Below are 11,611 nucleotides of genomic sequence, written 5' to 3'. Positions count from 1 at the left end.
GATCCGTTCTCGGTGCCGCGTCGCGCGATCAGCGGGCGGATGCCCAAGGCGCGGACCTGCTTGCGGTACTTGTCGTGGTCGTAGCCGCGATCGGCCAGGACCACGTCGGGACGCCTGCGGGGCCGGCCGCGCTTGCCGCGCACCGGCGGGATCGCCTCCAGCAACGGCATCAGCTGGGTGACGTCGTTGCGGTTGCCGCCGGTCAGGATGACGGCCAGCGGGATGCCGCCTGCGTCGACGATCAGGTAGTGTTTGCTGCCGGATCGTCCGCGGTCGACCGGGCTCGGGCCGGTCTGCGCCCCCCTTTTAGGGCTCTGATGTGGGAGGAGTCCACCGAGGCTCGGGAGAAGTCGATCGCGCCCGCGGCTCTGAGCCTGGCCAGGAGCACCTCGTGCAGGCGCTGCCAGACCCCGGCCTTGTGCCACTCGTTCAGCCGCCGCCGGCACGTCATGCCCGAGCCGTACCCAAGTTCTTGGGGCAGGTGCTCCCAGGAGATTCCGGTGTGCAGCACGAACAGGATGCCCTGCAGCGCCAGGCGGTCATCCAGACGCTTTCGCCCTGGCCAGCGGGCCCGCCGCTGATGTTTGGGCAACAACGGCTCGATGACCGCCCACAGCTCGTCGCCGACCTCCCACGGCTTCAGCCGCGCCAACCGGCCCACCCCTCTCGCTGTCGTTACAGCGAGAGATCAAACCACAACAGAGATCATTCAGTTAGGAGCCATAAGGGGGAGGGTCACTCAGGACCGGCTCGCTGCCCAGCTCAGGGTTCCAGTGGGCCATGATCGATGCAGTTCCCAAGCTGAAAGCGCGGGTTCGATTCCCGTCATCCGCTCCACGCGCGAAGGCCCAGGTCAGGACGCTGACCTAGTCTCGCACCTTGGTCATTTCAGGGCCATGTCCATGTCCCGTTGCGAGCGTTCTAACAGGCGGCACATACTGGTGGGGATGAAGTCAGCCAGCGGCGCGCCCCGTCGCCACCTGTCCACAAGTCCCTTCAAGCCTCCGCCCCCCGCCCCGCCTGCCGAGCGGTTCAGCGTGAACGACCAAGTGACCCATGATCGATATGGTCTCGGCGTCGTCATCGCTGTAGAAGACGAGATCGCCGTGTTCGTCGATTTCGGATCGCGGCAGCAACGAATCACTACACCGTTCAACAGGCTGTACAAACTCTGAGACCGCTGTCATACAGGAAAGCACGCAGCGCGAGCACATCCATGCCGGCGTCTAGCTCGGCCGAGCCGGCGTCCAAAGGACCGTGTGGAGACGTTCCTTCCTCGGCCCGGCCATACGACCATGGGCATGCCGCGAGGAAGCAGAAGCCATGCCCCGTGCCCGTTGCATGCCCGTCAGTGAGGAGACCATGAGGGGCTCATAGGGAGCCGTGGCTACTCAATAGGCGTTGCGGGATATGCACGGGATGATCTCCGTCTTCGACCGACCCCGACGCCTCATTCCGCAGATCAGAGGCTATGCGAAACCCATGAAGGATCATCCACTTCTAATCCGATGGTCCTTCGTCCTCCTTGCCGCCCAGGTGTCTCGTGCTCGCCGAGTCGAGGGCGCCTGCGCCGTTGCCTCACGATCAGCTTCGCTGACTGATGAAGCCTGGAGGTGACGGCCGAGGGCGCTTGCTCCAAGGGCGAGCCTTCCAGGCTCCGACCGCCAGCGCGATCGGGACCGTGATGTCCAAGCCCATCAGTGCGGACAGGCGCAGATGCTCGAATTCATCGCCCCGTTGGATTCAGAAGAGGGGGACCAGCACGACCCCGCAGAGAAGCCCGATAGCTGAGAGGCGGAGAAACAGCATGATCGGTATGCTCCCGGACGGTGGGCGGAACAGGTCAAGAGCTGGGAGGAAAGTCCTCGCCCGCAACATGTGCGACCACCGCAGGTTCCTGGTAGGCGAGGACTGAGAAGTGGGCGGGACATACGCGGGATGAGTCGGCACGTTTCCCGGGCCGCTGCCGCCGGAAGGCTCGTTTCCGGTCGGAAGGCGGCCACGGGCTAAGTTCAGGGGAGGAGGTTCTTGGCCAGGACGACGCTGACGTAGTTGGTGACGTCCCACTTCCACGTTCCGATCGAGGCGTAGCCGTGCCGCCCGTACCAGGCGAGGAGATCGGCGGCCTGGGAGGAAGTGTCGATCACCACCCTTGACGAGCCCAGATCGACGATGCGGGTTTCGGCCAGGGCCAGGAGACGATTCCCAAGGCCTGTGCCTCGCCTGGACGGGTCCACCGCGAGCTGCCAGAACGAGCCTGCGGCGGGAGCCGGGTATCCCGGCGGGGTGTCGTATGTCCCCGTCACCGTGACACTGCCGACGATCGTCCCTTGCTCCAGAGCGATCCAGCACTCGCCCTTGCCCAGACGGCGCCGCGTGTCCTCGGGGGTCTGGTAGGAGGCGAAGAAGACGAGCCCGGCCGCCGCGTGGTCGGCGTACGCGCGATGCAGGAGCGTGGTCAGCTCTTCCACCGAATCGTCGTCGACGAAGCGCCGCATGATGATCGATTCCACAGGACCATGGTGTCTCACGGCTGTCGCATCCAGTTGGCCGGTGTGCCCGCGTTCATTCCCAGATCCTTGACGATCGATTTCCCGGCCTCTCGCACGGTGCCTGCCGCACCGGCACGAAACTCCGGATCGAAGCCGCGTCTGGTCTCTCCCATGCCCTGACCTCCCCCTTAGGTCAGGTCTTCACGATATGAGGGGAGAGCCACCCTTCTCGTATGTCCCGGCTGGAAGGCCGATACCGACGGCATCAACACGTGGTTAACGGCAAGGGCGTGTGGTCGGTGCTATTGGCGAATGACGGTCCCGCTCAACATCACCGACCGAGTCGTCAAGGGCGCCTGTCGCGTCGCTTTTCGATCAACTTCGTTGACTCTTGGCGCGGCGGCATTGGGATGATGATCGGCGCGGATAGGGCGCGGGATGTTCTTGACTCGCGTCGTCCAGAGCGTATCTTCCTTTTAGGAAAGTTTCTTAATGGAAGTGCCATTTACCTTCGGAATCGGAGGAAGCGCACATGAGAAAAAGCTGGGCCGCGGCTGTGTCCGCCACCGCCCTGCTCACCGCGTCGCTGCTGGTGGGCTCCGCGTCCCCCGCCCATGCCGCCCCGACGGGCTGCACCACCTGGCAGGTGGGGTACATGGTCTACAGCAAGTGCACGGGTGGCACAGGCACGCAAGCGGTTCACGCGAGCGGCCTGCACGTGAACCCGGTATGGGGCCCATACTCCATGGACGGCCCTCGGGTAGGGGTGGGCGAGATATCGTCGGTCAACTTCCCGGGCACCGTGCAGTACCGAGGCGTCACCTTGTACGACTGACGCGACACCGGGCGACATGACGACGCCCGCTCTTCCCTTTCAGGAGGAGCGGGCGTCGCGTTCGACCACCACTCATTGGAAAGCGGCACATCAGCACGGAGAGAGAAGAAGGGCCAGACCTGGTACCAGCGCGCCAAGTTCGTGGGGCGGAACAGTCGGAGGATTTTCCTGCGTGAGGTGCCCATCTGATGCCTATTTCCATGGCTTCAGGCTTGTTCGGGCTGGGCAGAGCGTTATAGGCGCGGGTCTGTAAAACCGTCGAGGCTTAGGAGTCCGACGGCAGGCATTCGTGGTCTTCTCTTAACATGATCGAATGAATGGCCGTCGAGGTGACCGAGAAGCAGCCGAGGGAATCTGGAGATCCTTTCGGGAGGCTGTGCGCCACCTCGCTCCGCCCACACACGGACAGCTTCAATCGTTGGTCCAGGTGGAACCGATCGGGACGGCGAGATCAGAGCTGCTAGTGCGGTTTGGGCAGACGCCCTATCGCTTGGCGGCGCAGTTACTGAGGTTGAACTCGTGATGTCGTGCGCGGCTATGCCGATGTGAGGAACAGGCCGGTTTCCGCGAGGCAGCCGTCGATGAGGTCGCTGCGGTATTGGATGGTGCGCAGTCCTTGCCTGACGGTGCGGATCAGGTGCTCTGGGCTGGTGAAGGCGATATTGGCCAGGAAGCAGCGCCGCAGCAGTGACCAGATGCCCTCGACCGGATTCAGATCAGGGGCGTAGGTGGGCAGCTGGACGACGGTCAGCCAGTCCTGATCAGCGATGAAGGCACGCATCCCGGCGGTCAGGTGAGTGTTGAGGTTGTCCCAGACGAGCACGATCGGGCCGCTGAGCTGCCGGTGGGCGGCGATCAGCAGGTCGCGGTAGTCGCTCCAGGCGAAAGACTTGCGCCCGTCCGGGCGGGCCTCCAGCCGGGGCCGGTAGATCAGCCGGGAGCGCTGCCCGGGTTTGTAGCAGGCCAAAGCGGCGATCGAGATCCGGCGCCGCGACCGGGCCGCGCACGGTGATGACCGGGGTCTGCCCGCGCGGGCTCCAGGTACGCATGACGGGCGGCGTCATCGACAGGCCGGTCTCGTCTTCGAAGACGATCCAGGCGCCGAGCGCCGCCGCGGATCTTCCACGCTTGGCCAGGTCTCCTTCACCCACCCGGTCACCGCCGCCTGATCTCGCTCCAGAGCGTGGCGGGCCGGCACCTGGCAGGAGTAGCCGTTGCGGATCAGCAGCTTGCGCACCCCTTGCAGGGTGTAGGTCAGATGAAAGCGCCGGCCGATCACGGTCTTGACCCGGGACAGGGTCCAGCGCTGATCGGGCCAGCCGTGCCAGACGGGCCCCTTGACCAGTTCCTGTTCCAGGACGGCGAGTTGCCGCTCACTGAGCCGGGGCAGGGAAGCAGGCCCGTGCGAGCGTAACGCTCCGGCACCGCCGGCTTGCCAGTCCCTCTTCCAACGCTGAACGGACCGCAGGCTGATCCGCAAGTCCCGGGCAATGGTCGTGCTGGATTCATCGCGGGCGAACCTCTCGGCAGCCTGCAGTCGCAGCTTTTCGCGGAACGCTCTTCGCTCGGCGGACAGTCCTCCGCCTTGTGCGTACCTCATGATGCCGATGTACCCGGCAATCAAGGCACGTCAGGACCTACGACACCATGAGTTCAACCTCAGTAAGGCTTAGGCATGGATGAAACCATGGGAGCGCACCGGGCACGCCAGGGTCGATGAGTAGTCGTTGCGGGATATGCGCGGAATGGTGTCGGCGCGTTTACCAGGTCACGCGCGAGAATTCCGCGTCGGGAGCAGGAGGACAGCGGTGGAGCAGGTGGACTGGAGCCGGATACCAGGGCCGCGCTGGTACCACCCCGAGAACGCGCAAGCCGCAGTGGAGGCGCTGGCCCGATCCGCATCCGCTCAACAGGCCGCCCGTGCGTTGGCCGATCTTCGGTACGCGGTCACGAACGATCACGCCGGAACCCTCTATCCGGCCGCCGTTCCCGCGACGGGCGTGCTTCTGCGGGCGATCGACGAGCGACCGGGGGCACCCCGGCAGGAAGCGCTGAACGCGTTGCTGGACTGGTGGGGATGCTTCCCTGAGCCGGGGTTCGAGACCTATGAGGATCCGCTGACCGGATCGGTCGGCCTGGTTGAAGGGATCATGAGCCGCGTTCATCACGCCACGAATGTGCTCCGTCATGTCGCCGATGATCCGTCCGGAGACGGTGGACATCGTCCCGCCGCGAAACTGCTTCTGACCAGACTCGGCGAGGGCTGGAGGCAGGCAGTCGGCTGATACGGGGGAAGCAAGGTCAGAATCAAAGCCGGTCGGTGTTACGGCTCCGCCCTTGCGATCAAAGGTCCTGAATTTCTCAACCCCAAGGGGGACATGACCATGATCACATTCCATGGCCGCAAGGCTGTGGGCTGCTGCCCCGTTAGCGCGGGGTCACTCATGTCGTAGGCCCGCCGACGGGATCCGGTGTCAAGGCGGGCACTTCCGTTCCCCGCATCCGGCTCTCGGGCGTCAAAGTGAACGGGCTGACACTGTACGTCGCGGCGATTTCGGGAGCCAGTTCGAAGGTCACCCAGGTCCACTCCTCGATCTGTTCGCTGTTTGCGGTTCGCAGATATCCGCGATTCCACATCGGCATCCAAGGGGGCGACTCGCTCGACCCGGGCAACGCCCGCGCTGCGCACTACGGATGCAACAGCGGGCGCGGCAACCGCATCCGTGCACGCCAGCCCACCACGTCGCGACGCTGGTAAGCGTCTGACCTGCGGAAACGTAAGGGTGTTCGTTTTTTGATCGTGGTTATTGGTAGACCCGCGCACGAACCTCTCTTTTTCTCTCCCCGGCTTAGGGGTGCCTCCCTGCCTGGGGGTCTCCTGAAGCGGTCAGGTCCGGTTGTCTTGCTTCTTATCTGAACCTTCGGCGGAGCGCTTTGGCTTCACCTCGATGCCCCATCGGTGACGAAGCCACTCCACCCCGACATTGAAGCTGATAATGGTCGGCAATGTGTAGAACACCGAACCCCATCCCTGCGACCGGTAAACGTTCACCGCAGCGAAGATCATCATCGAACCGAGTGGCCCCCAGGTACGCCAGTTGGAAGCGAGGACCCAGCGTGCGCTCACCATCAGCAACTCGCCGAGGTTATGCAGGCGTATCCGTATTGCGGCGACCACCAAGCCTAGGCCGTAACAGATCGGTCGTGAGCTCTCAGTAATAGCAGCTAGCCAATCCTCGGCCCTCCATCTTTGGCTTGGGCCCCCGATCCAGACAGCCAAGGTGAGCGCAATAGCAGCTCCTCTCTGCTGTAGGGGATGCCGGAACGAGGGGATGTAGCTTTTGGCGATGATGGGGCCGGTGATGATGATGACGATGGCAGCGGTTATGGCGATCGCAACAGCTGTATTGGTGTATTCTGCGGCCTCTTGGATGGCCGTTTCAGCGTCTACCTGGATGGAGTAGTCGTTCTTGCTCGCTGTGGCTGCGGCTGCGGTTGCGATTGCTGCTGAGGCTTTGTACTTAGAGGCATTAAAGAAGCCAGCGGCAACGGAGACGACGGCGATGGCGGCGGCGGAGGCCGCAACGGAGGCATAAGGAGATCGCCGATTATAGGAATCGTCCTTCAACGCTGAGCACCTCCCGGAGTCCAACCCCAGCGCGGTAGCCGTCCCCGCCCGCGTACAGCTTGTAGTGCGGCGTACTCTTGACGGCCGGTGCCAGACAGGACGTAGAACCGTCGGCGTGGCCGGTCTTCTGGTACGCCTGTCTCCCAGGAACCGGTGATCCATCCGGCCTTCTCCAGGCGTTCCAGAAGCGGGTAAACGGTGCCTGGGCCCAGCCCGGTTTCCTCAGTGATCCGGTATCCCCACAAAGGGTCTTCAGGCCCGGTGGCCAAGAGCAGGTCCAGGACGAGACGCGTAGTGGTGGTAAGGCGGATCTTCGGTGGTGGCTCAGTCATCGACTTCCCCTAACCCCTATATCGAGAACGATATGGAATGGGGTAGCTGTGCGGCCCTATCCGGATGGCCTGGTTTTTAGCACTCAGCACAAAACGATCGGTCTCACCTTCCCTGCGATGCCCGTCGGAGGTGACCAGGCCCCTCGTCGTCGGCTCGCCGCGGCACTTGAACCGCCCGCGCGAGAGTGCGCCCCGGACCTGCGCGACGCGGTCCACACGGCCGTCGAGTCGATGGACTGGCTCGCCGACTCCGATCAGGCGATGAAGGCGCTGGCGATGTGGCAGGCCGAGGAGATCGAGAAGGCGATGAAGACGGACAAGCCGATCGGAGGCAGGCTTGCTCAGCTCCGCGCCGATGCTGCTGGGGAGCACGACTCCTAGGATCTGGACGCCTCCGCTGGTCACCGGCCCACCAGGACCGTACGGCTGCGGGTGCGCCCTGACGCCGACGAGGTGAGGCCTGAAGCCGGTATGCGGTGGGCTGCTTTTCCGCTCGCAGAATCCGATCTCCGTCAGAGACAGGCCGGTGAAAACGCATGGCTCCCAGTGCGTCTTTCCGTGGACCTGTGAGCCACGATGAAAGAGGACAGCCTGCGTAGGCCCGTTAATTCTTTGATGTGGTGACCCGCGTATGAGTAGCATCCCGCTCGTGGGAATCAATTTCGAATTGGTCCGTCATGAACCGCCTGCCCGGCCCTTGGCCAAGGGAAAGCGTCAGAAGCGGCCCGTGTACACCGTCCTCGATGAAGTGATCGATCCGGACGATCTTTTGCCGCGGCTGCTCGACCGGGTGTACACCTCCGGGCACAACCCCACCCTTGATCTTATCGACCCGCATGGATACGTAGTCTTCGACGAGGCCCAGGTCCGTTCACTTCTTGCTGAAATTCCTCGGTTGGCCAAGGTGGCCGCTGAAGGGGCGGAACAGCGGATGGTGCGTGAAGTCCAGCGGCTCGGTGCGGCCTGCTTGGCGACGCCGGGTCTCCAGTTGCGTTTTATCGGTGATTGATCGGTGGTGTTGGAACCGCTGCCACCGAAAGGCGTGAAGCCGTACCGTCCGGTGGTGTGGTCCGAGCGCCAACCGATCGAGGGCACTCGGTGGTTCCACGATGCGCGTCCGGTACGGTGCGCTGCTATGGAAGAGGCCATGGCCGACACCAGCGCACCTCCGAAGCGGATCGTGTGGCTGGTCCCGTTCGTTGTCAACGCCCTGTTCGGCTACCTGGCGCCTCTTCCGCTGGGGCTCGTCTGGTACTTCCTGGCCAACTACCCGTTGGCCGCACTGGGCCTGACAGAACGGGACCCCACCGACAACGACGGAATCCTGCCTCACCTGATTCTGCTCGGCGGTGTGGGGATTTTCATCGCCCTGTGGGCGGCGCTCAATCTCGCGGTCCGGGCACTTTCGAGATTGCCCGCGAAGCCGTACTGGTCGGCCTCGGCGGCCCTGTTGCTCGGTCCGTTCGTCGTGATCGGGTTGTTTCCCGCCGCGTACGGCCTGTGGAAGGCGCCGCTGGACTGGCTGTGATCCGCCGGCACCGCCTCAGCGGGGAGCCGCGGCGGGGGTCAGCAGGAAGACCTTGGGGCTGAGGCGTTCCATGTCGCCGCGGCGCCCGTAGATGAGACCCGCGGCGAAGTCCACGAACTGCTTCGCCTCGTCATCCGTCACCGCGGTGAGGTCCATCACGACCGGAATGCCCTTGCGAAAGTAGTGCCCCACGTACAGTGCCTCGCTGTAGTCGCGTGGACGTACCTTTTTGACGACGCTCGTCATGGTGCCGGGTCCGGCCAGTACGGAGGGGACCAGTAGGAAGACCTTGGGGCTGAGGCGTTCCATGTCGCCGCGGCGTCCGCAGATGAGACCCGCGGCGAAGTCCACGAACTGTTCCGCCTCGTGGTCGGCGACCGAGGTGAGGTCCATCACGACGGGAATGCCCTCACGGAAGTATCGGCCCACGTGGCGGACGTCGTCGTAGGCGAGGGGGCGAACTGTCTCAAGGATCACGAGGACAGTCTCCCTGAGCCTCCGGGAACATCAAGGGCACACGGCCCACGGGCGGGAAACGGATTCGCTTCTTGCGCCGTCTCACGGAAGCGGGGCCACGGATTGGAACGACGTCGTGACGGCGGAGGAGTGTCTGGCCCGGGGTGCGCCGTCAGGGCAGGAGCAGGGTTTTGCCCAGGGCGGTGCGGGACTCGATCGCGGCGTGGGCGTCCGCGGCGTGCTCCAGGGGGAAGGTCTGCCCGATGATCGGTCTGACCCTGCCCGTGACCGCGGCCGACATCACCTGCTGGGCCCAGCCTCGCATCTTCGGGCCGAAGTCGAAGAGCTGCTCGACGCCGATCACCGTGATCCCGCGCTGTCGCGCCTGGACGGGGTCGATGGTCGTGACCTCGCCGCTGGCGGCGCCGTGGACGGAGAAACGGCCGCCGTCCGCCGTCAGCTCGAACGCGGTCCGGCCGATCTCTCCGCCGACGCCGTCGAACACCAGGGTGGGGCCGAGGCCACCGGTCACCTCGCGTACCCGTTCCGCCCAGCCGGGGGCGGAGTAGTCGACCACGGCGTCCGCGCCCAGGTCGCGAACCAGGTCCAGTTTCCTTGCGCCGCGTGCGGCCCCGACGACTCTGGCACCGGCCGCCAGGGCCAGCTGGGTCAGCAGGGTGCCGACACCGCCGCCCGCCGCCTCGACCAGCACCCACTCCCCGGGAAGGACCCCGGCCCCCTCGATCAGCCCGAACGCGGTGCTGCCGTCGGTGTGCAGGGCGGTGGCCTCGGGCAACCCCAACTCCTCGGGCACCGGGACCAGGTTCTCCACGCCGGTCGCCACACGTTCGGCGAAGCCCCCGGTCATCCCGAGTTCGGCGATGACACGCCGTCCGGACCAGCTCGGATCCACGCCCTCTCCGACCGAGCTCACCCGCCCGGCGACCGTACCGCCCGGCACGTACGGCAGCGCGGGCCTGGCGTGCCACTTGTCGACACCACGCCGGATCTGGGTCTCGACGAACGTCACGCCCGCGACGGACACCTCGACCACCACCTGGCCGGGTCCGGCGACCGGGTCCGGCGCCTCACCCGGAACCAGCGCCTCGGGACCCCCGAAACGCGTCACCCGCACAACCCGCATGTCGATCACTCTCCCCGCACTCGACTCGGTGTGGAGCAGTCTCCAACCTCGACCGGGGTTGAGGTCAACCCCCCCAGAGCACCCGCGGTACGGAGCCGAGGCCAGACCAACGCGAGCGGCAGCCGGGAAACCGGTGACGGTCCTCGTGGCCCGGCGACACGACCTCTCCGCCGACCTGAGGTGATTCGTCAGGGGACGATGCAGTCCACGTAGCCGCCGTCGACGCGCAGCGCACCGCCGGTGGTCGCCGAGGCGTGGTCCGAGCTGAGGTAGACCACCATGGCGGCGATCTCGTCCGGCTCGATCAGGCGCTGAATCAGCGACCCGGGCCGGTGCTGCCTCATGAACTCGACCTGGGCCTGATCCCAGGGCGACTCGTCGCCGACGAGGGCGCGGACGAAATCCTCCACCCCTTCGGTGTGCGTCGGCCCGGCGATCACCGTGTTGACCGTCACGCCCGTACCGGCCATCGCCTTGGCGAAGCCCCGCGAAACACCGAGCAGCGCCGTCTTCGTCACGCCGTAGTGGACCATCTCCTCGGGGATCACCAGGGCGGAGTCGCTCGCCATGAACAGTGCCCGCCCCCAGCCCCGGTCGCGCATTCCAGGCAGATAGTGGCGCGTCAGCCGGATGGCCGACATGACGTTCACGTCCCAGAACCTCTGCCAGGTGTCGTCGCTGACCTCCAGTACCGGTTGCGGAGCGAAGATGCCGAGGTTGTTGACGAGGATGTCCACCGACGGCAGCCGATCGACGACCGTGGCGGCGCCCTCCGCTGTGGACACGTCGGCCGCCACACCGTCGAGCCGTGCGCCCGGCGGCAGCTCCGCGCGTAGTTCCGCGACCACCGCCTCGACCCGTTCGGCGTTGCGACCGTTGATCGTGGTGTCCGCGCCCGCGGCGGCCAGCCGCGCGGCGATCACGCGACCGATTCCCTGGGTCGATCCACTGACGAAGGCCGTCCTGCCGGTGAGGTCAATCAGCATGGCTTCATCCCTACCCGGCACCGGAACGACGGCTCACAGGGACGGGGGACGAGGCCTGATCCATAGCGAAAGTTTCCCGCCCGTTTCTGGTGGCCGACGTGCCGAGATCGCACAGCCAGGGACGGTTCCGGGCATGCCGTGCCGTACGGCGGGGCGTTATGTGGGGAAGTCGTTGTTCGGTGGGGTTCTTCGGCGAAGGATGGGGAGCAT

At 65.3% G+C, this 11,611-nt stretch carries 14 protein-coding genes and 1 pseudogene; 5 read left to right on the top strand and 10 right to left on the bottom strand.

Features of this window, described 5'->3' with window-relative positions; translation table 11 throughout:
• A pseudogene (locus ACFYY8_RS29470) lies at positions 1-643 on the bottom strand (IS5 family transposase); the annotation flags it as partial.
• A 304-nt stretch (positions 644-947) separates the two neighbouring features.
• Here ACFYY8_RS29470 and ACFYY8_RS29465 point away from each other — a divergent pair.
• Entirely contained in the window at positions 948-1,175 is a 228-nt protein-coding gene (locus tag ACFYY8_RS29465; RefSeq protein WP_346018135.1) for a hypothetical protein, read from the top strand.
• Positions 1,176-2,012: 837 nt separating this feature from the next.
• Here the strand turns inward: ACFYY8_RS29465 and ACFYY8_RS29460 are convergent.
• From ACFYY8_RS29460 to ACFYY8_RS29445, 4 genes are all read right to left on the bottom strand, one after another.
• A complete protein-coding gene (locus ACFYY8_RS29460) occupies positions 2,013-2,513 on the bottom strand; it encodes a GNAT family N-acetyltransferase (RefSeq protein ID WP_390046455.1) in 501 nt (166 codons plus the stop codon).
• A gap of 14 nt (positions 2,514-2,527) precedes the next feature.
• A complete protein-coding gene (locus tag ACFYY8_RS29455) occupies positions 2,528-2,665 on the bottom strand; it encodes a hypothetical protein (protein ID WP_390046453.1) in 138 nt (45 codons plus the stop codon).
• 1,197 nt (positions 2,666-3,862) lie between these two features.
• Entirely contained in the window at positions 3,863-4,294 is a 432-nt protein-coding gene (locus ACFYY8_RS29450) for a transposase (protein WP_390046451.1), read from the bottom strand.
• Positions 4,295-4,387: 93 nt separating this feature from the next.
• A complete protein-coding gene (locus ACFYY8_RS29445; RefSeq protein ID WP_390046449.1) occupies positions 4,388-4,927 on the bottom strand; it encodes a winged helix-turn-helix domain-containing protein in 540 nt (179 codons plus the stop codon).
• Between the two features lie 208 nt (positions 4,928-5,135).
• Between ACFYY8_RS29445 and ACFYY8_RS29440 the strand changes: the two genes are divergently transcribed.
• Positions 5,136-5,612 (top strand): hypothetical protein, encoded by a 477-nt coding sequence (locus ACFYY8_RS29440; protein WP_390046447.1) that lies wholly within the window; start codon positions 5,136-5,138, stop codon positions 5,610-5,612.
• A gap of 602 nt (positions 5,613-6,214) precedes the next feature.
• On the opposite strand, the gene ACFYY8_RS29435 is transcribed toward ACFYY8_RS29440, so the two are convergent.
• Both ACFYY8_RS29435 and ACFYY8_RS29430 read right to left on the bottom strand, forming a co-directional pair.
• Entirely contained in the window at positions 6,215-6,955 is a 741-nt protein-coding gene (locus ACFYY8_RS29435) for a hypothetical protein (protein ID WP_390046445.1), read from the bottom strand.
• The gene (locus ACFYY8_RS29430) at positions 6,952-7,287 is read right to left on the bottom strand and encodes a PadR family transcriptional regulator (protein ID WP_390046443.1); all 336 of its coding nucleotides are present in this window, start codon (positions 7,285-7,287) and stop codon (positions 6,952-6,954) included. Before ACFYY8_RS29430 ends, ACFYY8_RS29435 begins: the two co-directional genes overlap by 4 nt.
• Before the next feature lie 117 nt (positions 7,288-7,404).
• Between ACFYY8_RS29430 and ACFYY8_RS29425 the strand changes: the two genes are divergently transcribed.
• The 3 genes from ACFYY8_RS29425 (at position 7,405) to ACFYY8_RS29415 (ending at position 8,815) form a co-directional block, all read left to right on the top strand.
• Positions 7,405-7,668 (top strand): hypothetical protein, encoded by a 264-nt coding sequence (locus ACFYY8_RS29425; protein WP_390046441.1) that lies wholly within the window; start codon positions 7,405-7,407, stop codon positions 7,666-7,668.
• A 268-nt stretch (positions 7,669-7,936) separates the two neighbouring features.
• Positions 7,937-8,296 carry a hypothetical protein gene (locus tag ACFYY8_RS29420; protein ID WP_390046439.1) on the top strand — a complete coding sequence of 120 codons (360 nt, stop codon included), beginning with the start codon at positions 7,937-7,939 and terminating at the stop codon, positions 8,294-8,296.
• Between the two features lie 138 nt (positions 8,297-8,434).
• Positions 8,435-8,815, top strand: a complete 381-nt coding sequence (locus tag ACFYY8_RS29415; protein WP_390046437.1) for a hypothetical protein — start codon at positions 8,435-8,437, stop codon at positions 8,813-8,815.
• Positions 8,816-8,830: 15 nt separating this feature from the next.
• Here ACFYY8_RS29415 and ACFYY8_RS29410 read toward each other — a convergent pair whose 3' ends face one another.
• The 3 genes from ACFYY8_RS29410 to ACFYY8_RS29400 all read right to left on the bottom strand — a co-directional run bounded on the left by ACFYY8_RS29410 (position 8,831) and on the right by ACFYY8_RS29400 (position 11,401).
• On the bottom strand, positions 8,831-9,292 hold the full coding sequence (locus tag ACFYY8_RS29410; RefSeq protein ID WP_390046435.1) for a cell division protein SepF: 462 nt from the start codon (positions 9,290-9,292) through the stop codon (positions 8,831-8,833).
• Between the two features lie 151 nt (positions 9,293-9,443).
• Positions 9,444-10,415: a zinc-binding dehydrogenase gene (locus ACFYY8_RS29405; protein WP_390046433.1), complete on the bottom strand. Its 972-nt coding sequence runs from the start codon at positions 10,413-10,415 to the stop codon at positions 9,444-9,446.
• Positions 10,416-10,603: 188 nt separating this feature from the next.
• Complete coding sequence (locus ACFYY8_RS29400) at positions 10,604-11,401, bottom strand: SDR family NAD(P)-dependent oxidoreductase (RefSeq protein ID WP_390046431.1); 798 nt, start codon at positions 11,399-11,401, stop codon at positions 10,604-10,606.
• Between the last annotated feature and the right edge of the window lie 210 nt (positions 11,402-11,611).

Origin of the sequence: Streptosporangium sp. NPDC001559, from assembly GCF_042893955.1 — a bacterium.
GTDB lineage: Bacteria > Actinomycetota > Actinomycetes > Streptosporangiales > Streptosporangiaceae > Streptosporangium.
The sequence above is the reverse complement of the archived record's forward strand: the minus strand, read 5'-3'. Positions and strand labels throughout refer to the sequence as shown.